Raw genomic sequence first — 23,701 nt, forward strand, 5'->3', positions numbered from 1 at the left:
TGCCTGTATCGCGAGCAAGCCCGCTCCCACCATGGAGTTATCAGGGTTTTTTCATCACCGAACTGAACAGTTCCGATGCCAAAAACTGCTCCAGCCAGGCATTCAGGCGCGGGTAGGGCGCTTGCTCAAACCAGTCGCGGTCCACATGGGCAAACTGGCGCACAAACGGCGCCAGGGCTACATCCGCCAGGCTCAACGCTGGCCCGGCCAAGTATGCCGAGCGCGCAAGCACGTCTTCCAGCCGCTGCAAAAACTCTGCCCCTTGCGCCCGGTAATACTCCATCGGGTGCTCAGGGTAGCGAATGGCGTATTTGTAGCGGTCCAGCAGCCCCTTGAAGCGGGTGTCGTTTTCTTCGATCAATGCCGCGCAGCCCGGCTGCAACCAGTTATCCGGATCATGCCGGGCCAGCGCCCAGTGCATGATGTCCAGGCTTTGCTCGATCACACTGCCATCGGCACACACCAGCACCGGCACCGTACCCTTGGGTGAGGCAGCGAGCATTTCGGCTGGCTTGGCTTTCAGGTTGACCTCCACAATCGACAACGGCACGCCGCTGTAGCGCAGGGCCATGCGCGCCCGCATGGCGTAGGGGCAGCGGCGGAATGAATACAGCACATGCCCGGTCATTTAACCTCCACGGTGCTCAAACCGTTGCCTTGACGTTTTACCTGGATCTGGACCGGGATGCGTTCGTGCATCTCCTGTACGTGGGAGATGACCCCCACCTTGCGCCCTTGGGCTTGCAGGCCGTCCAGTGCATCCATCGCCAGTTGCAGGGACTCGGGATCGAGGCTGCCAAAACCTTCATCGATAAACAGTGATTCGATTTTCAATGTGCTGGAGGCCATCGAGGCCAGGCCCAAGGCCAATGCCAGTGACACCAGGAAGGTTTCACCGCCGGAAAGCGAATGCACCGAGCGCAGTTCGTCGCCCATTTCGGTGTCCATCACCAGCAGGCCGAGCATGCTGCCACCGCGCTTGAGGCGATAACGGCGGACCAGTTGGCGCAACTGCGCGTTGGCGTGATGGACCAACAGGTCGAGGTTGTAGGCCTGGGCGATTTTGCGGAACTTGTCGCCAGTGCCGGAACCGATCAGATCACTGAGGCGTGCCCAGCGCTGCCATTCGTCATAGGCCAGTGCGATGCGTTGAGCCAATGCCTGATTGGCCTGTTGACGACGTTGATCCTCGCTCTGTTGGGCACGTAGTTCGGCACATTGCTGCTCACTGGCAGCCAGTTGCGCGTGCAACGCCTCAAGGGCGATGTTGAGTGACTCGCTGTCCAGGTTGCCATTGGCATGGGCCTGGTGTTGGGCCAGGCGTTGTTCGCGTTCTTGCAGCAATACCCGGGCTTGCTCGACGGCTTTTTCGCTGTTCTGCAGGTGCAGGCGCAGTTCGCGTACCTGTGCTTCGTCATGGGCCAGCAAGTGCAGCAGTCGACTGTCATCGACCTCGCTGTGCTGTGCCCGCCATTGCGCGAGCTGAGCGTTGAGGGTGTCGTGTTCTTGCTGCAGGGCGTGCAGGCGCTCTTGCTCGGACTTGAGCTCGGTCGCGAGCTGGAGCAACTGGTTGGCGGTAGCTTGCAGGGCTTGTTCGGCCTGGGTCTGGGCCGTGCGGGCCCGTTCGACGGCCTGCTCGAGGCTTTGCTGCCACTGCTCGGCGCTGCTGAAGTCACCCAGCCATTGTTTGAGGCTGTGCTGGCTGGCCTGTTGCTGCTCGCCCAGCGCCTTGACGCTGTGCTGCAGGGTGTCCAGTTCCTTGCTGCGATTGGCCTGCTGATACTGCTCGCGCTCGATGCTGCTCGCTCTTTCAGCCTGCTCCGCCTGTTCGTCCCGTTGCTGATCGAGTTGGGCCACACGATCAGCCACTTGCTGGTCGAGGGCCATGAAGCAGGCGGACGGGTTTTCGCGCAGGGCGTCGAGGGTGGCCGGGGCCAGCACGCTGGCAAACTCGTCGAGTTCATCCTCAAGGCGCTGAGTGTCGGCATTGAGGTGCAATTGCTGCTCAGCCAGCTGCTGGGTGGCGAGCTGGCTGGCTTCGGTGCAGCGCTGGACTTGCTGCTGCAAGTGGGCCGCTTCTTTCTGCAAGGCGAGCAGGGCGTTCTGGCGCTGTTCGTCCTGGGTGATGCTGTGCTGCAACTGATTCAGGCGCAGGGTCAGCCATTGCTCACGCTTGGCCGGGTCCTGTGCCAGCCATTGCTCGTGGAGCGGATGCGCTTCAAGGCTCGGGGCGAGGGCTTGCTGTTCTTGGTGGATGCGCTCTTGCTGGAGCAAAAATTCTTTTTGCTGGGCGATCAGGCCACCGACTTTTTCCCGCAGCTGGGCGAGGGTTTCCTTGAGCCCGTCGACTACGGCGCGGGCACTGGCTTCTTCCTGCTCATCATGGCGGGACAGGCTGTGCAGCAAGGTTTCAGGCTGATGATACGGATGCTCGGCGCTGCCGCACACCGGGCAGGGCTGGTCATCCTGCAACTGCCCGCGCAGTTCCTCGACGCTGGCGCTACGGGCCACGCGCTGACGCTCCAGCAGTTGGCGGGTGACCTGCAAGGTTTGCTCAGCCACTTCAAGGTCGGCTTTGGCCTTGATGCCTTGCTGGCTCAGGCGCTCGCGCTCCTGCTGCACCTCCTGTTGCTTGAGTTGCAGTTCGTGCAGGCGGCTATCGAGCGCCTGCTGACTGCTGCACAGGCGCTGCAGGTCTTCATAGGCCCGCTGTTGCTGACGGTTGTCTTGCAGCAGGCTGCCCAGGGTCTGGATTTGCTCGTTGACCGCGTGGGGTTCTGCGCCGGCTTCCTGGAACAAGATTTCCAGGCTGTCGCGCAACCCGGTCAGTTCCTGCGTGGCCTGCAGGGCCCGCTGTTCAAGCCCCGGCAGTTCCTTGCGGCCGGTGCTCAGGTTATTGCTCAACCGCACCAGTTGCTGAAGCCTTGGGCGATAGGCGTCCCAGGCGCTGGCCAGTGGTGCGAGGGCATTGCTGTGTTCGAGCTGGGTGGTGATGAGTACAAGCCGCTCAGCGCCTTGTTGCTGGCGCTCAAGCAGCGTGTTGAGCGCCAGTTGCCCTTCGACGCACGCCTGTTCGGCCTGCTGCTGGAGGGTTTGTTGGGTGTTGAGGGCCTGGGTCAGGCGGTCAAGGTTGGCCTGCTCCAGAAGGGCCTGCTGCACCTGGGGCGCGCATTCGCGCTGAAGGGCCTGGGCCTGGGTTGTAGCCAGGCGGGCGGTTTGCAGCTCTGCTTCAAGGCGGGTCTGGCGCTGGCCCAGTTCGGCCTGTTGAGCAAGATGGGCGTTGATGTGCCCGGCCAATGGGCTCAGTTGCCCTTCCAGCTCGGCCAGGCGGGCAAACTGATGACGTTGTGGTGCCAGTTGTTCGAGCAGGTGCAGGGTCTGGCGCTGGGTGGCCTGGCTGTCCCACAGGGTTTGCGCTTGCTGTAATTGCTCCGCAGCGCTGAGTTGCTGCTCTTGCAGTTCGCCCAGGGTTTTGAGCCAGGTGTGTTGCATCTCCAGCTGCTTGAGCTGGCCTTGCTGGTTCTTTAGCTGCTGCTGCGCGTCGTTGAACTGTTGATCCAGTTCGGCACGGGCCTGGGGCTCAAGAGGCGTGACACCGACGGCCTGGTCCTGCAGTTGCTTGTGTGCGTCCCTGGCCTCTTTGGCCTTGTCGAATGCGCGCTTGCCCAGGCGGGTGTAGAGCGCGGTGTCGGTGAGCTTTTCCAGCAGTTCGCTGCGCTCGTTGTCATCGGCCTTGAGAAAGGCGCTGAACTCACTCTGGGCCAGCATCACGGCACGGGTGAATTGCTCGAAATTGAGCCCCAGTCGCGCTTCCAGCTGGACTTTGTAATCGCCTTTCTGGCTCGCCAGCAGTTGATCGTTGTCCAGGTCGCGCAGGCTTTGGCGACTGGCTTGCAACTTGCCGGTGGCTTTTTCGCGAGCACGGTTGGCTTCCCAGCGGGCGCGGTAGCGGCGGCCGTCGATGCCGACAAAATCGACTTCGGCATAGCCTTCACCAGTGCCACGGCGCAGTAATGTGCGCGGGTCGCCGGTGGCAATTTCGCCATCGGCATCCGGTACTTTTGCATCGCGCCCCGTGTTGTTGAGTCGCGGCACAGCCCCAAACAGGGCCAGGCACAGGGCGTCGAGTAGGGTGCTTTTGCCGGCGCCGGTGGGGCCGGTGATCGCAAACAACCCGGCACTGGCCAGGGGCTCGGCGGTGAAATCCAGCTCAAAGGGCCCGGCCAGTGAGGCGAGGTTTTTCAGGCGAATGGCGAGGATTCTCATGGCTGTTCACCTTCCAGCTGAACTTCTTGCAGCAGCACGGCAAAGTCCTTGAGGGTTTGTTCGTCGGCTTCACTGCCGTAGTTGTCTTGCCAGGCTCGGCTGAACAGTTCCTGGGGTGTCAGTTGGTCCAGTTCGATCAGGCGCGCGTCGTCGTCCGAGGCACGGCTGCCGCTGCCAGCATATTCGGCCGAGATGCGCACCAGGCGCACGGATTTACCCTGCAGTGCGGTTTCGATTTGCTGGCGCAAATCGGGCTGCGGTTCGTCGAGCTTGACCCGCACTTCGAGCCACGGCTGGCGCTGGGTATCGGCCAGCAGGTCGGTGTCCGGCAGGTCGGCCAGTTGGGTGAGGATGTCAGCCAGGGGCAGTGGGCCAATGCGTTGCAGATTGATCGCGCGCGGGATCAGTAGCGGCTCGACGCTGACCAGGGTTTCGCCCTCCAGTGTCACGTCGAGAATCTGGTGTTGATAGCCGATTTCAGAGAATGACAACGGAATCGGTGAGCCGCAGTAGCGGATCCGCTCCTCGCCGTTGACCCGTTGTGGCTTGTGCAAATGGCCCAGGGCAACGTAGCTGATGCTCGGCCCGAACAGGCTGGCGGGCAGGGCTTCGGCGTTGCCGATAATCAGGCTGCGCTCGGAGTCTTCGGACACCGAACCGCCCGCCATGTGGGCGTGGCTGATGGCAATCAGGGCCTGACCCGGCGTGCGCTTGGCGTTGGCGGCTTCAATCAGCCACTCGTGGACCTGGCCGATGCCGCGCAGGTAGTCATCACCCAGGTGCGCTCCGGTGACTTCTGCAGGGCGCAGAAAGGGCAGCGCCAGGCACCAGGCAGCGGTTTCACCGCTGGCATCGGGCAAGGGGATCAGCAGGCGTTCGGCGTCGAGCTGGCCATCGTCGAGCCACAGCACGCGCCCCAGTGCATGGGTGCGTAAACGGCGCATCAAGGGCGCGGGCAGTTCGATGCGCGAGCCGGAGTCGTGGTTGCCGGCAATCATCACGATGGTCAGTTTCGGCTGTTGCTCATGGGCGCTGACGATAAAGTCGTAGAGCCGTTCCTGGGCTTTTACCGGCGGGTTGACGGTGTCAAAGATATCACCGGCAATCAGCAGTACGTCCGGCTGCTGCTCACTGAGCTGTGTCAGTAGCCAGGCAAGAAAACAGGCGTGTTCGAAGTCGCGGTCCTGGCCGTGGAGGTTTTGCCCCAGGTGCCAGTCGGAGGTGTGAAACAGGCGCATAACAGAATCCGTTTTAAAGGGGTTGGCAACCCGCTCGCTCGGGCGGTCCTCGGGTTGCCTGGAAATTTATTTGGGGTAGAGCGGCGGCAGGCTGCTTGGCTCGCTGGCGGCGTCTTGCTCGCGCTCGGTAGCCGGAATGCTGCGAATGGCCTTCCACAGCTCTTCGCCTTGCCAGTACTGGCCGGTTTCGCTGTACAGCGCGCCGTTGAGGCCATCGAGGGCATCGGACAGCAACACGAAACGCGCGGCCATGTCGGCCAGGGTTTCGGGTTGTTGCCGCGCCCAGGCATCGAGTGCCTGGCGTGTGGCGTGGGGGTCGTTGGCCAGGCAAGCGCGTTTAAGGTCGTCGAGCAGGGTGCGCGGGCTGGGCCCGGTTTGCGCTGCACGCAAGATTGCAGGCTGCCAGCGGGCACGCCACCACAAGCCCAGACTCGCCAGGGTGGTGCAGGCCAGAAACAGGGTGCTGAGCTGCCAGATCCACAGCGACGATTCTTCGCTCATGGCTGCCACGGCACCGCTGACGGGCGTGTCCACCGCAAGGTTGGGGTTGGCTGCTGCCAGCAGGGTGCGGGCGGGCAGGTAGGTCCGCTCCAGATGGTCTTCGTGGGTGTTCCACCACACCACTTCGACGGCGGGTAATTCGATCTGGCCAACCCGTGTCGGCACCAGCGCCTCGCGCTCTTCGCGGCTGCCGATCAGGCCGTTTTCGGTGACTTGATTGCTCAACTGCGGCAAGTCCGGGTAGCGCCGCAAGCCGTTGACGTCAGTGGCAGGCAGGGGCGGCAACTGGGCGCTGGACAGGCCTTCAGCCTTGAGGGTGAGGGTTCGGGTCAGGGAGTCACCCACCAGCGTATGGTCAGGCTCGGGGTTCCAGGTTTCGCTCATGCTCAGGCTTCGGGCTGGCAACCACGGGGCATTGGGTGGATAGGTCTCGGGCTTGGGCAGGACGGTCAGCGGGATCTCGGTGGAGGTCACGTGCAGCAGCTTTCCAGGCTTGGGCCCAAGGGGAGCGGGGGCCGTGGATTGCTGGCTGTCGACCTGGGTGGCACTGAAGGTTTGTGCCGGAATCAGCAGTTCGCCGCTGCGCTGGGGGTAGATTCCGTAGCGGCGCTCGATCACGCCGTGGCGTACGCCATTGATCAACTTTTCATAGGTGCGCGACTCGCCCAGTTGCTCGACGATGGCGTCGTCAATGTGCAGCGGGGTCAGGCTGCTGTCGTCGTAGAGCGCCACGGAATGGTAGACGCGCAGGGTCAGCAGGGCCTGGGCCTGCACGTAGACGCTGGGCTGGTCCAGACTGACTTCAATAAAAACCGGGGCCAGTTCGTTGTCGCTGGCCACGCTCTGGGTCACGGTCAGGTTGATCGGCTGGCTGTGGTATTCACCGACTTGCAGTGCCGGGATCGTCACGGTGCCGGTTTGTTTGGGTTGCAGGGTGATGATCCAGCGGGTAGTGGCTTTGTTGTCATCACTGAGACTGGTCAGTTGGTTGACCTGGCGCGTGCCGCGCACTTCAAACCCGTTGTCCAGTGGTGTCAGGTCGGGCTTGCCAAACTGGGTGACGTCGGTGGACTCCAGTGTCAGCTCGACGGTTTCACCGGAGCTGAGCTGGTCCCGGTCAACGCTGGCAACCAGGCCGCCGGCATGGGCCGGCAGGGTCCAGCAACACAGCAAAAGAAGCAAAACGCAGAGGCGGTTCATTTAGGCGTGTCCTGATGTTGCTGCTGTTCGTACCAGAATTTGCGTCGCAACAATTCGCTGGGGTTGTCGGGAATCTGTCTGAGCCATTGCTCCAGTGCCTGGCGCTGTTCTTCGCCGGTCTGTTTGGCGGCCGGTACCGGCGGGCGCGTGGTCTGTTCGTCACCGGGCTGACCGTCGGCTTCGGCGCCGGGGTTGAGCGGCTCGTCCGGGGGCGCTTCGGTGGTGGGGGTGGCGGCCGAGTTGTTGTCCTCATTTTGCCCCGTGGTGCTGGACGCGCCCTGGGCACTGGTGCTGAGCGGGTTTTGCGATTCGGCTGGCGCAGGTGGCGGCTCGGGTGTCTGTTCGGCTTTTGCCTGGGCCTCAGCGCGCTGTTGTTCCAGTATTTGCTCGACGAGGGCTTTGTTTTGCGCGGCGGCCTGAAGCTCGGGTTGCAGCTCGAGTGCCTGTTCATAGGCATCGATGGCGGCTTCCAGCTCGTCATTCATGGCCAGTGCATTGCCGCGATTATAGTGCGCGCTGGCGCTGTTGACCTCGGCAAAACGCAGGGCTGCACCGGCGTAGTCGCCCGCCTGGTACAGCGCCACGCCTTGCCAGAGCGGATCGCTGAAGTGTTCGAGTGCCTGCAATGGTTTTTTTTGCTGCAGCAGGCGTACGCCCTGTTGGTCGGGGCGCAACCAGAGGTCGGTAAAGCTCATGGCGTAGCCGGGCTGGGGTGCCAGCATGAACAGCAAGGGCAGGCAGAACAGCCAGCCACGCCGTCCGGCACAGGCCACCAGCAACAGAAGCGGGAGCAGCAGCCAGTAACCCTGGTCAGACCAGGCGTCCAGATGCAGGGTCTGGCCGTCATCGCGCAGATGCGCTGGGCCGTCGAGCAGGCCCAGGCCGCGCAAGTCGTTGTCATCCAGGCGTGCCTGGCGATAGCGTCCGTCCACATCCAGGGCAAATGCCCGCAGGCTTGGGCTGTCCAGGCGCGGCAGGAGAATGGCGCCCTGATCGTCCTTGAGAAACTGCCCGCCTTCGTCGACCACGGGGGCGCCTTCGCGACTGCCCACGCCGAGTATCAGCAGTTGCGGGGCATGACCATTCAGGGCCTGGCGGATGCCGCTGCGTTCCTGGTCGCTGAGCGATGAGGTGATCAACAGCAGGCGCCCCTCACCCAGAGAGCCCTGATCGAGCAGCTCAAGGGCCTTGGTGACCGCAAGATCGGCACGATGGCCCGGTTGCGGCATGATCGACGGCTTGAGGGCTTCAAGCAGGTTGCGGCTGGTGGCCAGGTCATCGGACAGCGGCACCAGCGTGTGGGCACTGCCGGCGTAGACGATCACGGCAGTTTGCGCATCGGTACGGTTTTGCAGCAGGTCATAGATCTTGCGTCGCGCCTGCTCCAGACGGTTGGGCGAACTGTCGGTGGCGAGCATGCTCGGGGTCAGTTCCAGCATGACGACCAGCGGGTCGGCGGGCTTTTGTGTGGACTGCTCAACCCTTTGCCAGCTGGGCCCCAGCAACGCCAGTACAGCCAGCAGCCAGCCGAGGCCCAGGGTAATCCAGGGCAGCTTGCTGTTACGGCCATTACCGCCGCTGAGCAATACGCGATGAAACGCCACCGGCAGGATCATCTGCCAGCGGCCTGCGCGTTTTTCACGGTGCCAGCGTTTCCATAGCAGCCAGCCGAGCAGCGGCAGGACAAGCAGCCATTCGGGGCGAAACCAGTGGGGCCAGAGCGCGCTCATCGGCGCCTGCGCAGACGCAGGCGTTTGAGCCGTGCGCGCCAGTCAGGATGTTGCTGCAAAAAATGCTCCTTGCTCAGCCAGCGTTGTACAGGGTTGTTGGGCCACAGCTCGCGGATCACCAGCAGCACGCTCAGCAGCAGGGCTGCCGCCAATGGCCAGCTGTAGAGTGCCTGTGCCGGGCGTGCCTGGGTGGGTTGCTGGGCCACGGGTTCAAGTTGGTCGAGGGTGTCCTTGATGGCTGACAGTTCACCGCCGTCTCGGGCACGGAAGTACTGGCCGCCGGTGACTTTGGCGATCTCTTCAAGCGCCGGTTCATCAAGGTCCACTCCGGGGTTGATGGTGAACATGCCTTTGCTGCTGCTTTCTTCCGGGTCGGCGCCAATCCCGATGGGGTAGATTTTCACGCCTTCCTCGGCGGCAAGGCGGGCGGCGGTCAGCGGGTCGATCTGGCCGCCATTGTTGGCCCCGTCGGTTATCAGGATCAGCACCCGGCTTTGTGCAGGACGCTGGCGCAAGCGTTTGAGGGCCAGGCCAATCGCGTCACCGATGGCGGTGTTCTTGCCCGCGATGCCGATGCGCGCTTCGTCGAGCCAGGTGCGCACAGTGCGCCGGTCGAAAGTCAGGGGCGCTTGCAGGTAGGCCTGGCTGCCGAACAGGATCAGCCCCACGCGATCACCCTCACGTTTTTCCAGAAAGTCGCCGAGCAGGCTTTTGACCAGATCCAGACGGCTGACGTCTTCGCCTTGCCATTGCATATCCGGGTAGTCCATCGAGCCCGAGACATCTACCGCAACCAGCAGGTCGCGGCCACTGGCGGCAATGGGCAGCGGCTCACCCAGCCATTGCGGGCGGGCAGCGGCGGTCAACAGCAACAGCCAGAGCAGCACATAGGGGGTTTGCTGGCGCCACGAAGGCAGGGTGGCTCGCGCCTTGCGCCGGGCCAGTTCTTCGAGATCGCCCAGAAAGCTGATCTGCAGCGCAGCCTCACCGCTGTCGGCGGCCGGCAGTACCAGGCGCATCAGCCAGGGCAGGGGCAGCAGGGCGAAGAGCCACGGCCAGGCAAATTCAAACATGTTTGCGAATCCAGGTCTCAACCGCTTGATTGAGTCCGGCGATGGCTTTGTCGTCGAGCTTGCACTCGGGCTTGTAGGCGCCTTCAACCAGTACCATCCAGCGCGTCAACCCGGCAGCCGGGCAACGGTTGTCGAGGAACGCCAGCCACTTGCGACCATTGAGTGTGTGACTTTGGCTGTAGGGGTAATGGTTGCGGCACAGGCGCTTGAGCAGGCCGTTGAGCTGTTGCAGCCAGGCGCCTGCGGGCGCGCCGTCGTAAGGTTTTGGAAAACGCGCCAGTTCTTCAAGGGCGGCCAGGCGCACCGGGTCCAGGGGTTGTTCGGTACGGCCCGGCTGGCGTTTGGCGGGCAGGTAGCGGCGCAACCACCACAGTCCCCAGCCCAGCGCGGGCAGTATGATGAGCAGCAACCACCAGCCCGGCGCTGGCGGCCAGAAGCCAATCGCCGGGGGCGTGATCAGGGGTTGCAGCTGTTCGAGTTCTTTCATGAGGTTTTGCCGGGACGCTTGGCGTTCAGGTATTCACGCAGTTGCTCGACCATTTCACTTTGGGTGCTCAGGGGCATGAGTAAAACCCGCAGCTTTTGCGCCAGCAGTTCCCAGCGGGCAATCCGGGCCTCGGCCTGGGCGCGGTAGGCCTGGCGCAAATCATAATTGAGGGTGTCGAGTTCCAGTTGGGCGCCACGCTCGGCAAAACGCAACAGCCCGGCAGCGGGAAGGGCGTGATCCAGCGGGTCGGACAGCGGCAGCAGGATCAGGTCGCAATGGCGTGATAGCAGGCTCAATTGCTGCTCGGCAGCGTCGGTGAGGCCCCGCTCATCACAGATCACGATCACCAGGCTGCCGGGGCGCAGCACTTCACGGGCGCGGATCAGCGCCATGCCCAGGGCATCGCGGTCCGATTGCACGTCGGTGTGCAGTGACTGATTGACCCGCACGAGCCGGTTGAGCAATTGCAGCAGGCTTTGCTTGCTGCGCCGGGGTTTGATTTCGTAGTGTTCGTGGTCGCCAAACACCAGCCCGCCGACGCGGTCGTTGTGACCCAGTGCGGCCCAGCCGATCAGGCTGGCAGCCTGGGCGGCGAGCACCGACTTGAACATCAGCCCCGAGCCGAAAAACAGCCGTCGGCTTTGCTCGGCCAGGATAAAGATCGGCCGCTCGCGTTCCTCATGGAACATTTTGGTGTGCGGTTCCTGGGTGCGAGCTGTCACGCGCCAGTCGATGGTGCGCACATCGTCCCCGGCCTGGTAGACCCGCACCTGATCGAAGTCGACCCCGCGCCCGCGCAATTTCGAGTGATGCAACCCCACCAGCGGGCTGCGCTGGCTGGGGGAGGAGAACAGTTGCACTTCGCGTACCCGATGGCGCATCTCGATCAGTTCGGCGAGCGTGACGCGGATACCGGGTTCGGCGGGCAGGGGGTTGTTCATCGGTCAGGCAACGGCAACGACGTCGAGGATGCGCTGTACCACGCGGTCCTGGTCGATACCGGCGGCCTCGGCTTCGAATGACAGGATGATGCGATGGCGCAGCACGTCAAACAGCACGGCCTGAATGTCTTCGGGGCTGACGAAGTCGCGTCCGGCCAGCCAGGCGTGGGCCCGAGCACAGCGATCGAGGGCGATCGAGCCACGGGGGCTGGCGCCGTAGGCAATCCATTCCGCCATTTCGGGGTCGAACTTGCCGGGGGTACGGGTCGCCATCACCAGCTGTACGAGGTATTCCTCCACCGCATCGGCCATGTACAGGCCGAGGATTTCCTTGCGCGCAGCAAAAATGGCCTGCTGGCTGACCCGGCGCTCGGGCTTGGTTTCACCGTTGAGGGCTTCGCCACGGGCCTGTTGCAGGATGCGGCGTTCGACGGCAGCGTCCGGAAAGCCAATTTTGACGTGCATCAGGAAGCGGTCGAGCTGGGCTTCGGGTAGCGGGTAAGTGCCTTCCTGCTCGATGGGGTTTTGCGTGGCCATGACCAGAAACAGCGGCGACAACTCGTAGGTGCTGCGCCCGACGCTGACCTGGCGCTCGGCCATGGCTTCAAGCAAGGCCGATTGCACTTTGGCCGGCGCACGATTGATTTCATCCGCCAGCACCAGGTTGTGAAAAATCGGCCCTTGTTGAAACACGAAGCTGCCGGTTTCGGGGCGATAGATCTCGGTGCCGGTGATGTCGGCTGGCAGCAGGTCGGGGGTGAACTGGATACGATGGAACTGCGCTTCAATGCCCTCGGCCAGTTCTTTGATGGCCTTGGTCTTGGCCAGACCCGGTGCGCCTTCGACGAGCATGTGGCCGTCTGCGAGCAACGCGATCAGCAGGCGATCGATCAACTTTTCCTGACCGAGGATCTGCGTTGAGAGAAAGGTTCGCAGCGCAAGCAGCGCTTCACGATGTTCCATCGATGACTGTTCCTGAAAAGGACACCGGCGGCGCAAGAATTACACCGGGGCTGGGGGCGTTACTTTAATCCATTGAGGGCGCTGCGGACTAATGGCGGTGGGGCTTTTTGTAGGAAAATTCGGAAAAGCATGCTGTTGTTGAGAATGGTGCGCATCTGGGTGGGTGAATGGAAGATAAAACGGGGTGCGCGCGGTTTGCCTGATGAACCATGGTGGCCGGTTTTACGACTGCTTCGTCGCAGTGGCGCACCAAACCTGACGCAGCCTCGTTCTACTCGTCAGCGACTACGGTGCGGGGTAGGCGACGAATCTGTAGTCGCTGACGAGCTCCGCGAGGCTGCGATCGATCGCGAAGCGGTCGCAACGGCTACAGCCCATAAAATGCCCGGGCGTTGTGCCACAGGGCTTGCCGGGCGCCGTCTTCGCCCAGTGCGTCGATCAGCAAGGCAATGTCGCTGTCTGCAAAAGCCCGAGGTGCCCGGGTTGAGGGCAGGTCGGTGCCAAACATCAGGGCGTTGGGGTTGGCACTGTGTATCTGTTGCAACACGGGTGGGACATCAAAATCAACCCGGCCAAATCCGCAGGCCTTGATGCGTACACCCTGCTCGGCAAGGCGAAGCAGGCAGGGCAGCCCTTCGCGGCTCAGTCCCAGATGATCGATGCTCAGTGCTGGCAATCGGCGCAGCCGGGCCTCAATGCCGGACAATTCGCGAGAATCGATATACAGCTCCGAGTGCCAGCCGACTTGCTCATGTACCCGCCTGGCCAGGAATTCGAGCTGGTCGAGCTGCTCTGATCCGCCGCGCTTGAGGTTGAAGCGCAGGGCGCGCACGCCGTGCAGGTGCAAGGTGTGCAACTGCTCATCAGTAACGCTGGCTGCAAGCTGGGTGACGCCCACGAAGCCGGGGCCTAAACGTTTTAACGCAGCGATCAGGTAAGTCTGATCAAACCCCTGAAAGGACCCCGAAACCACTGCCCCGCCGACGATGCCCAGCGGTTCTGCCCGTATCAGGTAGTCAGGGACACTGAAAAAATCAGGCAGGTAGCCGTTGTTGGGCACTAGCGGGTAAGCGCCGTCGATGATGTGGCAGTGGGCGTCGAAGATCGGGAGCATCCGGTTGATACCTTTGGGGTCTCAGGTGGAGGGGGTTAGCCCAGTTCGCTGACGTAGGTACCGGTGCCCCTGAGGATGTTCTGCAAGGTTTCTTCGACTTCTGCCAGGTCTGCGGCTGCCGTGTTGTGGCGGATTTCCAGGTGGTCGTCGCCCTTGAGCACGTCTGTATCGCCCGCGCCGATTTCGATCAACAGGCGGGTAGGGCTCAAGGTGACCTTGATGCCGTCCAGTGTCGAAGGCTCGTCCTCAAGGGTGATTTCCAGCTCGTCTTCGTCGGGGTAGCGGGTCATCAGGAACATTTCGCCGCTGTCAGTGTGGCAACACAGCATGGCCATGTTGTCTTCTTCGTCGTCGCACGGGTTGGCAAGCAGGTGGTCGGTGGTCATTTGCATGGGGAGTTCCTGGCGCTCTGGGCGCGGGCAAGTCGAACAGGGGCGGATTTTGCCAGTCTCAACCGATTTGTGCATGCGGGAATGGCGCAACAGGGCAAATGGTCAGTTATTTCTGAGACTGACTTGAGAAAGTACGGTGCTTCTATGAAGGTTTTTCGCTTGTGAATGCTAGGGTTATTTCCTGACAGCACGTGAGGTTGCGTCCCGATGACCGAATATGTCGCCGCACCGTAAGCAGGTTGTGCGGCTCAATCGTTAAGCTGCGCGGTGATAGTTATCTCTAAAGGCACAGCCTGTTTATCCGGCAGTCGTTTTTGTAGATACCCATCCTGGAGCGTGAATGTGACCCGTGGGTCACGGCCAGCTTCACCTCCCTGTCATGCTGTGCGTAGAAGGTAACTGCCAAGATAGGCCTTGCACAGTATTGACAGCTCCCTCGCGGGAACAGCATGCGACGCTTCTCTCAATAACAAGCCCAAGCGGAGTACCACAGATGGCGTTCTTCACCGCAGCCAGCAAAGCCGACTTCCAGCATCAACTGCAAGCAGCACTGGCGCAGCACATCAGTGAACAGGCACTGCCACAAGTGGCGCTGTTCGCTGAGCAATTCTTCGGCATCATTTCTCTGGATGAGCTCACCCAACGTCGGATGTCCGACCTGGCCGGCTGCACACTGTCGGCCTGGCGTCTGCTGGAACGCTTCGACCCTGCGCAGCCGCAAGTGCGGGTCTTCAACCCCGATTACGAACGCCACGGCTGGCAGTCGACGCACACTGCCGTCGAGGTGCTGCATCATGACTTGCCGTTCCTGGTGGACTCGGTGCGTACCGAGCTGAACCGTCGCGGTTACAGCATCCATACCCTGCAAACCACGGTATTGAGCGTTCGTCGCGGCAGCAAGGGGGAGTTGCTGGAAATCCTGCCCAAGGGCACTTCAGGGGAAGGCGTCTCGCAAGAGTCGCTGATGTACCTGGAAATCGATCGCTGCGCCCACGTAGCCGAATTGAATGTGCTGAGCAAGGAACTGGAGCAGGTTCTGGGTGAAGTGCGCGTGGCGGTAGCTGACTTTGAGCCGATGAAGGCCAAGGTTCAGGAGTTGCTGGCCAGTGTCGATCACTGCCAGTACGCCGTCGATGCCGATGAGAAAGCCGAAGTCAAAAGCTTCCTGGAATGGCTGGTGGGTAACCACTTCACCTTCCTGGGCTACGAAGAATTTGTGGTACGTGACGAGGCGGATGGCGGGCATATTGAATATGACGCCGACTCCTTCCTCGGTCTGACCAAGCTGCTGCGCGCGGGCCTGACTGCCGAAGACCTGCGTATCGAAGATTACGCCGTCAGCTACCTGCGCATGCCGACCCTGTTGTCGTTTGCCAAGGCGGCACATCCTAGCCGCGTTCATCGCCCGGCTTATCCGGACTATGTGTCGATCCGCCAGATCGATGCTGACGGCAAAGTCATCAAGGAATGCCGCTTCATGGGCTTGTACACCTCCTCGGTGTACGGCGAAAGCGTGCGGGTGATCCCTTATATCCGTCGCAAGGTTGCAGAAATCGAACGTCGCTCGGGCTTCCAGCCCAAGGCTCACCTGGGCAAGGAACTGGCCCAGGTCGTTGAAGTGCTGCCCCGTGATGACTTGTTCCAGACGCCGGTGGATGAGTTGTTCACCACTGTGATGTCGATTGTGCAAATCCAGGAGCGCAACAAGATTCGCGTGTTCCTGCGCAAAGACCCGTATGGCCGTTTCTGCTATTGCCTGGCCTACGTGCCGCGTGACGTCTATTCCACCGAAGTGCGGCAGAAGATCCAGCAGGTGCTGATGGAGCGTCTGCAGGCCTCTGATTGCGAGTTCTGGACCTTCTTCTCTGAGTCGGTACTGGCCCGTGTGCAGCTGATTTTGCGGGTTGATCCAAAGAATCGGATCGATATCGACCCGCTGCTGCTGGAAAAAGAAGTGATCCAGGCCTGCCGCAGCTGGCAGGACGACTATGCAAGTCTGGTGGTTGAAAGCTTTGGCGAGGCCAACGGCACTAAAGTGCTGTCTGACTTCCCTAAAGGCTTCCCGGCAGGTTACCGCGAGCGCTTTGCCGCGCACTCGGCCGTGGTCGACATGCAGCACCTGATGAGCCTGAGCGATAAAAACCCGCTGGTGATGAGTTTCTATCAGCCTCTGGGTCAGAGCGCCGGTCAGGAACTGCATTGCAAGCTGTACCACGCCGACACGCCGCTGGCGCTGTCCGATGTGCTGCCGATTCTGGAAAACCTTGGCCTGCGCGTCCTGGGTGAATTCCCGTATCGCCTGCGTCACGCCAATGGTCGTGAGTTCTGGATCCATGACTTCGCCTTTACCGCGGGTGAAGGCTTGAACCTGGATATCCAGCAGCTCAATGACACGCTGCAGGATGCGTTCGTGCATATCGTGCGCGGCGATGCCGAGAACGATGCGTTCAACCGTCTGGTACTGACCGCCGGCTTGCCGTGGCGTGATGTGGCGTTGCTGCGTGCTTACGCCCGTTATCTGAAGCAGATCCGCCTGGGCTTTGACCTGGGTTACATCGCCAGCACCCTGAACAACCACACCGACATCGCTCGCGAATTGACCCGGCTGTTCAAGACCCGCTTCTACCTGGCGCGCAAGCTCACGGCCGAAGACCTGGAAGACAAGCAACTGCGTCTGGAGCAGGCCATTCTGACGGCCCTGGACGACGTTCAGGTGCTTAACGAAGACCGTATCCTGCGTCGCTATCTGGATCTGATCAAAGCCACGCTGCGTACCAACTTCTACCAGCCGGACGCCAACGGTCACAACCGTTCGTACTTCAGCTTCAAGTTCAACCCGCACCTGATCCCCGAGCTGCCAAAGCCGGTGCCGAAGTTTGAAATCTTCGTTTACTCGCCACGGGTTGAAGGCGTGCACCTGCGCTTCGGTAACGTGGCTCGCGGCGGTTTGCGCTGGTCGGACCGTGAAGAAGATTTCCGTACCGAAGTGCTGGGCCTGGTTAAAGCCCAGCAAGTGAAGAACTCGGTCATCGTGCCGGTGGGTGCCAAGGGCGGTTTCGTACCGCGTCGCTTGCCATTGGGCGGCGGTCGTGACGAGATCCAGGCCGAGGCGATTGCCTGCTACCGGATCTTTATTTCCGGCCTTCTGGACATCACCGACAACTTGAAGGACGGCGCGCTGGTGCCGCCTTTGAACGTGGTTCGTCACGACGACGATGATCCGTACCTGGTGGTCGCTGCCGACAAGGGCACTGCGACCTTCTCCGACATCGCCAACGGCATTGCCATCGATTACGGCTTCTGGCTGGGTGATGCGTTCGCGTCGGGCGGTTCGGCCGGTTATGACCATAAAAAGATGGGCATCACCGCCAAGGGCGCCTGGGTTGGCGTGCAGCGTCACTTTAAAGAGCGCGGGATCAACGTCCAGAAAGACAGCATCAGTGTGGTCGGTGTCGGCGACATGGCCGGTGACGTGTTCGGCAACGGCTTGTTGATGTCCGACAAACTGCAGCTGGTTGCGGCCTTTAACCACCTGCATATCTTCATCGATCCAAACCCGGAGCCTGCCAATAGCTTCGTTGAGCGTCAGCGCCTGTTCGATCTGCCGCGTTCGGCCTGGTCGGATTACGACACCAGCATCATGTCGGCGGGCGGCGGTATTTTCTCCCGTAGTGCAAAAAGCATCGCCATCTCCCCAGAGATGAAAGAGCGTTTCGCAATCACTGCCGACAAGCTGACCCCGACCGAACTGCTGAACGCCTTGCTCAAGGCGCCTGTGGATCTGTTGTGGAACGGCGGTATCGGTACTTACGTCAAAGCCAGCAGCGAAAGCCACGCCGATGTCGGCGACAAGGCCAACGATGCGTTGCGCGTCAATGGCAACGAATTGCGCTGCAAGGTGGTGGGTGAGGGCGGCAACCTGGGCATGACTCAACTGGGTCGTGTCGAGTTCAACCTCAATGGCGGTGGTTCCAACACCGACTTTATCGACAACGCCGGTGGCGTTGACTGCTCTGACCACGAAGTGAATATCAAGATCCTGCTCAACGAAGTTGTGCAGGCGGGTGATATGACCGAGAAGCAGCGCAATCAGTTGCTGGGCAGCATGACTGACGAAGTGGGCGGTCTGGTGCTGGGCAACAACTATAAGCAGACCCAGGCCATTTCGTTGGCGGCCCGTCGTGCTTATGAGCGAATTGCTGAATACAAGCGCCTGATGAGCGATCTGGAAGCCCGTGGCAAGCTGGATCGCGCCATTGAGTTCCTGCCGTCAGAAGAGCAGCTCAACGAGCGCGTTGCTGCAGGTCATGGCCTGACCCGTGCCGAGCTGTCGGTGCTGATCTCCTACAGCAAGATCGACCTCAAGGAAGCCTTGCTCAACTCTCTGGTGCCCGATGATGACTATCTGACCCGGGACATGGAAACCGCGTTCCCGCCGATGCTGGTCAGCAAGTTTGCCGAAGCCATGCGTCGTCACCGTCTCAAGCGTGAAATCGTCAGCACCCAGATCGCCAACGATCTGGTCAACCACATGGGCATCACCTTTGTGGAGCGCTTGAAAGAGTCGACCGGCATGAGTGCGGCCAACGTGGCCGGTGCTTATGTGATCGTGCGGGATATTTTCCACCTCCCGCACTGGTTCCGTCAGATCGAAGCGCTGGACTATCAGGTACCGGCTGAAATCCAGCTGGCGCTGATGGATGAGCTGATGCGACTGGGCCGCCGTGCTACGCGCTGGTTCCTGCGCAGCCGTCGTAACGAGCTGGACGCGGCGCGCGATGTGGCGCACTTCGGGCCGCATCTGGCTGCGTTGGGGCTCAAGCTCGACGAACTGCTGGAAGGCCCTACCCGCGAAGGCTGGCAGACCCGCTATCAGGCTTACGTAGCGGCGGGCGTGCCGGAGTTGCTGGCGCGGATGGTGGCGGGTACTACGCACCTGTACACCTTACTGCCAATTATCGAAGCCTCGGATGTGACCGGCCAGAACGCTGCGGATGTAGCCAAGGCGTATTTCGCCGTGGGCAGCGCACTGGACCTGACCTGGTACTTGCAGCAGATCAGCAACTTGCCGGTAGAAAACAACTGGCAAGCGCTGGCTCGCGAAGCGTTCCGCGACGATATCGACTGGCAGCAGCGTGCAATTACCGTGTCGGTGTTGCAGATGACCGATGCCGGTGAAAGTATCGAAGCACGTCTTGCCTTGTGGCTTGAGCAGAACAACTCGATGGTTGAGCGCTGGCGCTCGATGCTGGTCGATCTGCGTGCCGCCACTGGCAACGACTACGCGATGTACGCGGTTGCCAACCGCGAGCTGCTAGACCTGGCACTGAGCGGTCAATCAGTGGTCTGACTGGCTGAGTAGCAAAAAAAGCCCCGACTCATGTTTAGTGAGTCGGGGCTTTGTTGTTTGTGGGGTGTCGGGTGATCAGATCCCGATGTTGCCCAAGGTTTGTACGATGTTGCGCAGCGTGACGGCCAGGGTAGGGTGTTCGACCTCGAAGCGTTCTACGGCGAGGTTGACGCTGTCGGCCAGGCTGGTGTCGTTGGTCGCTTTCTCGATGTCGATCTGAGCCTGGATTTGTGTTGAGAGCTGGACCAAGTGCTCACGCTCTTCTTGAGTGAGCGGCGGATTCTGTTCCAGTTGCTCGCGCAAGGTATTGAGTTGTTCTTGCAGGTCGCGGGCAGGCATAGCATTCATCCTTTATTGATAGGCTCTGGTGTAGACCTTCGCAATGAACAAAAGGTCTGTAAGAACCCTAGATTAATCCACTCGCGCCTGGAGTGCATGATCTCAATCACAATCCCTTGTGCGTGTTTTTTCGGGGTGGCCAGTCGGTGGTTTCAAAAGAATCCCGGGGCTGTGGAACGTCTATCATCTACTCAAGTCTGTTTAGGGTATTGCTTGGGGGCTGCCTAAAAGACATTTGCCGTTATACTGATGATCTGACTCAGGGCATAGCGCCCAAGTATCAAGTAACTTCAGGGAGTTTTTGCTATGCGCTGGACTGATCGTCTTGCTCAGCTATTTGTTTGTGCCGGTGTGGCCATGTTGCCATTGGCTGCCAATGCCGCCACTGAAGATGACCCGTGGGAAGGGTTTAACCGTGTCGTGTTCAAATTCAACGACACGATTGATACCTATGCCTTGAAGCCACTTGCCCAAGGCTATCAATACATCACTCCTCAGTTCCTGGAGGATGGTATCCACAACATGTACCGCAACATCGGTGACATCCGCAACCTGGCCAACGATGTCCTGCAGGCCAAGCCCCATGCTGCCGGTGTAGACACCGCCCGTCTGTTGCTCAACACCACGCTGGGTGTGGCCGGCTTCTTTGATCTGGGCACCAAGATGGGCCTGCATCGCAACAGCGAAGACTTTGGCCAGACCCTCGGGCGTTGGGGCGTTGAAAGCGGCCCTTACCTGGTGCTGCCGCTTCTGGGCCCTAGCACCGTGCGTGATGCGGTAGGTATTTACCCGGATTCCTTCACCGAACCGTACCGCTACATCAGTGATGTGCCGGCCCGTAACATGACCATCGGCATGGACTTGATTGATACCCGCGCCAGCTTGTTGTCAGCCGAAAAACTGATCACGGGCGACAAGTACATCTTTATCCGCAATGCGTACCTGCAAAATCGTGAATTCAAAGTCAAGGACGGACAGGTAGTCGACGACTTTTAATTCGCGGGAACACAGTGAAAAAAACGGCCCGAGTGGCCGTTTTTTTTATCGTGGCAGATGAGAAAGAATCCTCTTTGGAGCCTTTCGGACCATGGTTTTAGTTGCCGTTAACGTGGTTCTTATAACCCGTGGGAATTTAACGTGACGAACACCTCAAACCACCATCGGCCTGAGCTTGAAACCCCCCGCGGATGGGAGTACCGTCTGCGCCTTACACGGGCACCTTTGTAGGATCGAGCAACACAGTCGATTTGAATCAGGGATGTTCACAAGCCAATTCAGTCGTGAGTCCGACGTATTCGAGCTCTCGCGGCAACCTAATTCTGGCGCCGTTTGCCCACATGCAAAAAACCAGTGCCACGCTGCTGATCATTGATGACGACGAAGTAGTACGCGCCAGTCTGGCGGCCTACTTGGAAGACAGCGGCTTCAGCGTCCTTCAGGCCAGTAATGGCTTGCAAGGGCTACAGGTGTTCGAGCAAGAGCAGCCGGATTTAGTCATCTGTGACCTGCGCATGCCGCAAATGAGTGGTCTGGAGCTGATTCGCCAGGTCAGCCTGCGGTCTGTGCAGACGCCAGTGATCGTTATCTCCGGTGCGGGCGTAATGAGCGATGTGGTCGAGGCGTTGCGCCTTGGCGCTGCCGACTACCTGATCAAGCCGCTCGAAGACCTTGCCGTTCTGGAGCACTCGGTCCACCGTGCGCTCGATCGTGCACGGCTGCAGCTCGAAAACAAGCGCTATCGGGACAAGCTTGAGTCTGCCAACCGGGAGCTTGAGGCCAGTCTGCACTTGCTGCAGGAAGACCAGAACGCCGGCCGTCAGGTGCAGATGAACATGCTGCCGGTCAACCCCTGGTCCATTGACGATTTCAACTTCGCTCACCAGATCATTCCGTCCCTGTACCTGTCTGGCGATTTTGTTGACTACTTCCGGGTCGACGAGCGCCGGGTCGCGTTCTACCTGGCTGACGTCTCCGGTCACGGTGCGTCGTCAGCGTTCGTGACGGTGCTGCTCAAGTTCATGACCACGCGCTTGCTGTTTGAGTCCAAGCGCAATGGCACCTTGCCGGAGTTCAAGCCTTCCGAGGTGCTTGGGCACATCAACCGTGGCCTGATCAACTGCAAGCTGGGCAAGCATGTGACCATGGTGGGTGGCGTGATTGACGAAGAAACCGGTTTGCTGACCTACAGCATTGGTGGGCACTTGCCACTACCGGTGCTCTACACTCCAGACAGTGTGAGTTATCTTGAAGGACGCGGGTTGCCCGTTGGCCTGTTCAACGAAGCCACGTATGAAGACCAGGTTCTGAAATTGCCTGAATCCTTCAGCCTGACGCTGATGTCTGACGGAATTTTGGATCTTTTGACTGAGCCGACGCTCAAAGAGAAAGAAGCTGCGTTACCTCAATTGGTGAAAGCAGCAGGCGGCAGCCTGGATGGTCTGCGCCAGGTGTTTGGATTAGCTACGCTAGGGGAGATGCCGGATGATATCGCCTTGTTGGTGTTGAGCAGGAATCTTAAATGAGTACCGGTAGAATTCAGTTCGCCGAACAGGATGGCACCTTCGTCCTGAAGTTTGTGGGTGAAGTGCGTCTGACGTTGTGTTCGGCCCTGGATGCAACAATCGAGAGGATTTTCACGGCGCTGAACTTCAACGCCATCGTGATTGACCTCACCGAGACCCGCAGTATCGACAGCACCACACTGGGTTTGCTGGCGAAACTGTCGATCTTGTCGCGCCAAAAAATAGGCTTGCTGCCGACGGTCGTGACCACCCACGAAGACATCACCCGACTGCTGGAGTCGATGGGCTTCGATCAGGTGTTCAACATCATTGGCCAGCCGATTCCGTGCCCGGGGTGCCTGACAGACTTGCCTTCACAGGATCAGTCCGAAGAAGTGGTCCGCGTGAAAGTGCTTGAGGCACACAAAATTCTAATGGGCCTCAACGACTCCAACCGTGAAGCGTTTCATGATCTGGTGAATGCACTCGAGCGACACTGATCGCAAGTTGCGCACATTAAGAAGGGACCGTCCTGTGCAGGAACGGCCCCTTTTTTTATTGCTCGCGATTCAGCGGCCTTCCAGCAGCTCCCCGGCCTGATCCAGCAACGCCAGAGGGTCCTTGGCCTTGTGGATGTTCACGGACAGCAACTGACGGAAGCGACGAGCGCCCGGGAACCCCTGGCCCAGCCCCAAAATATGGCGCGTGATGTGATGCATCGACCCGCCAGCGGCGATATGTGCAGCGATATAGGGCCGTAGCAGCGCCAGGGCTTGCGCCCGTGAAATAACAGGGGCAGTGCTGCCGAACAGCTGTTGATCGACAGCCGCCAGAATATACGGATTGTGATACGCCTCACGGCCGAGCATCACGCCATCAAACACCTGCAAATGCTCCTGGCATTGCTCAAGCGTCTTGATCCCGCCATTGAGAATGATCTCCAGCTCCGGGAAATCTGTTTTCAACTGTGCGGCAACGTCATAACGCAGGGGAGGGATGTCGCGATTCTCTTTCGGCGACAGTCCTTCGAGAATGGCAATGCGCGCGTGCACGGTGAAGCTTGTGCAGCCGGCATCACGAACAGTGCCGACAAAATCGCACAGTTGCTCGTAGCTATCGCGCCCGTTGATGCCAATCCTGTGCTTGACCGTAACGGGGATGGACACTGCATCACGCATAGCCTTTACGCAGTCTGCCACCAGTGCAGGGTGCGCCATCAGGCAGGCGCCAATCATATTGTTCTGAACCCGATCGCTCGGGCAGCCAACATTGAGATTCACCTCGTCATAACCTGCGTCCTGAGCCATGCGTGCGCAGGCGGCCAAGTCAGCTGGAACACTGCCGCCCAACTGCAAGGCCAGCGGATGCTCGGTTTCGTCATGACGCAAAAAGCGCTCGGCATCACCATTGAGCAGAGCACCCGTGGTGACCATCTCGGTGTACAGCAACGCGTTTTTGGACAGCAGGCGCAGGAAAAATCGACAGTGGCGATCGGTCCAATCCATCATAGGGGCAACGCTAAATTTCCTGGATGGTTCTAAGCGCTCTAGGACGGGGTTTGTAGCGGTGTTTTCGCTCATATTTTTTCGTTCACATTTGTTTCATT

17 protein-coding genes are annotated in these 23,701 nt (G+C 60.3%); 4 read left to right on the forward strand and 13 right to left on the reverse strand.

Annotated features, from left to right (window positions below; all coding sequences use genetic code 11):
* Positions 1-40: 40 nt before the first annotated feature.
* The 11 genes from KO536_RS05965 to KO536_RS06015 form a co-directional block, all read right to left on the reverse strand.
* Positions 41-628 (reverse strand): glutathione S-transferase, encoded by a 588-nt coding sequence (locus KO536_RS05965; protein WP_219261420.1) that lies wholly within the window; start codon positions 626-628, stop codon positions 41-43.
* Complete coding sequence (locus KO536_RS05970; protein WP_219261421.1) at positions 625-4,266, reverse strand: AAA family ATPase; 3,642 nt, start codon at positions 4,264-4,266, stop codon at positions 625-627. The genes KO536_RS05965 and KO536_RS05970 overlap by 4 nt, the downstream gene beginning before the upstream one ends.
* A complete protein-coding gene (locus KO536_RS05975) occupies positions 4,263-5,504 on the reverse strand; it encodes an exonuclease SbcCD subunit D C-terminal domain-containing protein (protein ID WP_219261422.1) in 1,242 nt (413 codons plus the stop codon). Before KO536_RS05975 ends, KO536_RS05970 begins: the two co-directional genes overlap by 4 nt.
* Positions 5,505-5,570: 66 nt before the next feature.
* Positions 5,571-7,205 carry a BatD family protein gene (locus KO536_RS05980; RefSeq protein ID WP_095023505.1) on the reverse strand — a complete coding sequence of 545 codons (1,635 nt, stop codon included), beginning with the start codon at positions 7,203-7,205 and terminating at the stop codon, positions 5,571-5,573.
* The gene (locus KO536_RS05985) at positions 7,202-8,935 is read right to left on the reverse strand and encodes a VWA domain-containing protein (protein ID WP_219261423.1); all 1,734 of its coding nucleotides are present in this window, start codon (positions 8,933-8,935) and stop codon (positions 7,202-7,204) included. The genes KO536_RS05980 and KO536_RS05985 overlap by 4 nt, the downstream gene beginning before the upstream one ends.
* A complete protein-coding gene (locus KO536_RS05990; protein ID WP_133078376.1) occupies positions 8,932-10,008 on the reverse strand; it encodes a VWA domain-containing protein in 1,077 nt (358 codons plus the stop codon). The genes KO536_RS05985 and KO536_RS05990 overlap by 4 nt, the downstream gene beginning before the upstream one ends.
* Complete coding sequence (locus KO536_RS05995) at positions 10,001-10,495, reverse strand: DUF4381 domain-containing protein (protein ID WP_095023508.1); 495 nt, start codon at positions 10,493-10,495, stop codon at positions 10,001-10,003. The genes KO536_RS05990 and KO536_RS05995 overlap by 8 nt, the downstream gene beginning before the upstream one ends.
* Positions 10,492-11,436, reverse strand: a complete 945-nt coding sequence (locus tag KO536_RS06000) for a DUF58 domain-containing protein (RefSeq protein ID WP_095023509.1) — start codon at positions 11,434-11,436, stop codon at positions 10,492-10,494. Before KO536_RS06000 ends, KO536_RS05995 begins: the two co-directional genes overlap by 4 nt.
* A gap of 3 nt (positions 11,437-11,439) precedes the next feature.
* Positions 11,440-12,399, reverse strand: a complete 960-nt coding sequence (locus KO536_RS06005; RefSeq protein WP_016780594.1) for a MoxR family ATPase — start codon at positions 12,397-12,399, stop codon at positions 11,440-11,442.
* 367 nt (positions 12,400-12,766) lie between these two features.
* Positions 12,767-13,513: an amidohydrolase family protein gene (locus KO536_RS06010; RefSeq protein ID WP_219261424.1), complete on the reverse strand. Its 747-nt coding sequence runs from the start codon at positions 13,511-13,513 to the stop codon at positions 12,767-12,769.
* Between the two features lie 35 nt (positions 13,514-13,548).
* Positions 13,549-13,905 (reverse strand): hypothetical protein, encoded by a 357-nt coding sequence (locus KO536_RS06015; RefSeq protein WP_219261425.1) that lies wholly within the window; start codon positions 13,903-13,905, stop codon positions 13,549-13,551.
* Between the two features lie 493 nt (positions 13,906-14,398).
* On the opposite strand from KO536_RS06015, the gene KO536_RS06020 reads away from it, so the two are divergent.
* The gene (locus KO536_RS06020) at positions 14,399-19,255 is read left to right on the forward strand and encodes an NAD-glutamate dehydrogenase (protein ID WP_219261426.1); all 4,857 of its coding nucleotides are present in this window, start codon (positions 14,399-14,401) and stop codon (positions 19,253-19,255) included.
* A 75-nt stretch (positions 19,256-19,330) separates the two neighbouring features.
* On the opposite strand, the gene KO536_RS06025 is transcribed toward KO536_RS06020, so the two are convergent.
* Entirely contained in the window at positions 19,331-19,594 is a 264-nt protein-coding gene (locus KO536_RS06025) for a DUF4404 family protein (RefSeq protein WP_133078380.1), read from the reverse strand.
* Positions 19,595-19,900: 306 nt separating this feature from the next.
* Between KO536_RS06025 and KO536_RS06030 the strand changes: the two genes are divergently transcribed.
* The 3 genes from KO536_RS06030 to rssC all read left to right on the forward strand — a co-directional run bounded on the left by KO536_RS06030 (position 19,901) and on the right by rssC (position 22,595).
* A complete protein-coding gene (locus KO536_RS06030) occupies positions 19,901-20,590 on the forward strand; it encodes a VacJ family lipoprotein (protein WP_219261427.1) in 690 nt (229 codons plus the stop codon).
* Positions 20,591-20,931: 341 nt separating this feature from the next.
* Positions 20,932-22,116: a two-component system response regulator RssB gene (rssB, locus tag KO536_RS06035; RefSeq protein WP_219261428.1), complete on the forward strand. Its 1,185-nt coding sequence runs from the start codon at positions 20,932-20,934 to the stop codon at positions 22,114-22,116.
* Entirely contained in the window at positions 22,113-22,595 is a 483-nt protein-coding gene (gene rssC / locus KO536_RS06040; protein ID WP_133078382.1) for an anti-sigma factor antagonist RssC, read from the forward strand. Before rssB ends, rssC begins: the two co-directional genes overlap by 4 nt.
* 69 nt (positions 22,596-22,664) lie before the next feature.
* On the opposite strand, the gene dusA is transcribed toward rssC, so the two are convergent.
* On the reverse strand, positions 22,665-23,675 hold the full coding sequence (gene dusA / locus KO536_RS06045; RefSeq protein ID WP_219261429.1) for a tRNA dihydrouridine(20/20a) synthase DusA: 1,011 nt from the start codon (positions 23,673-23,675) through the stop codon (positions 22,665-22,667).
* Between the last annotated feature and the right edge of the window lie 26 nt (positions 23,676-23,701).

It is taken from the genome of Pseudomonas sp. NKUCC02_KPG (assembly GCF_019345465.1).
Classification (GTDB): domain Bacteria; phylum Pseudomonadota; class Gammaproteobacteria; order Pseudomonadales; family Pseudomonadaceae; genus Aquipseudomonas.

Coding starts and splice junctions, on each gene's coding strand:
- KO536_RS05965 (WP_219261420.1), bottom strand. CDS start 628: ATGACCGGGCATGTGCTGTATTCATTCCGCCGCTGCCCCTACGCCATG.
- KO536_RS05970 (WP_219261421.1), bottom strand. CDS start 4,266: ATGAGAATCCTCGCCATTCGCCTGAAAAACCTCGCCTCACTGGCCGGG.
- KO536_RS05975 (WP_219261422.1), bottom strand. CDS start 5,504: ATGCGCCTGTTTCACACCTCCGACTGGCACCTGGGGCAAAACCTCCAC.
- KO536_RS05980 (WP_095023505.1), bottom strand. CDS start 7,205: ATGAACCGCCTCTGCGTTTTGCTTCTTTTGCTGTGTTGCTGGACCCTG.
- KO536_RS05985 (WP_219261423.1), bottom strand. CDS start 8,935: ATGAGCGCGCTCTGGCCCCACTGGTTTCGCCCCGAATGGCTGCTTGTC.
- KO536_RS05990 (WP_133078376.1), bottom strand. CDS start 10,008: ATGTTTGAATTTGCCTGGCCGTGGCTCTTCGCCCTGCTGCCCCTGCCC.
- KO536_RS05995 (WP_095023508.1), bottom strand. CDS start 10,495: ATGAAAGAACTCGAACAGCTGCAACCCCTGATCACGCCCCCGGCGATT.
- KO536_RS06000 (WP_095023509.1), bottom strand. CDS start 11,436: ATGAACAACCCCCTGCCCGCCGAACCCGGTATCCGCGTCACGCTCGCC.
- KO536_RS06005 (WP_016780594.1), bottom strand. CDS start 12,399: ATGGAACATCGTGAAGCGCTGCTTGCGCTGCGAACCTTTCTCTCAACG.
- KO536_RS06010 (WP_219261424.1), bottom strand. CDS start 13,513: ATGCTCCCGATCTTCGACGCCCACTGCCACATCATCGACGGCGCTTAC.
- KO536_RS06015 (WP_219261425.1), bottom strand. CDS start 13,905: ATGCAAATGACCACCGACCACCTGCTTGCCAACCCGTGCGACGACGAA.
- KO536_RS06020 (WP_219261426.1), top strand. CDS start 14,399: ATGGCGTTCTTCACCGCAGCCAGCAAAGCCGACTTCCAGCATCAACTG.
- KO536_RS06025 (WP_133078380.1), bottom strand. CDS start 19,594: ATGCCTGCCCGCGACCTGCAAGAACAACTCAATACCTTGCGCGAGCAA.
- KO536_RS06030 (WP_219261427.1), top strand. CDS start 19,901: ATGCGCTGGACTGATCGTCTTGCTCAGCTATTTGTTTGTGCCGGTGTG.
- rssB (WP_219261428.1), top strand. CDS start 20,932: ATGCAAAAAACCAGTGCCACGCTGCTGATCATTGATGACGACGAAGTA.
- rssC (WP_133078382.1), top strand. CDS start 22,113: ATGAGTACCGGTAGAATTCAGTTCGCCGAACAGGATGGCACCTTCGTC.
- dusA (WP_219261429.1), bottom strand. CDS start 23,675: ATGAGCGAAAACACCGCTACAAACCCCGTCCTAGAGCGCTTAGAACCA.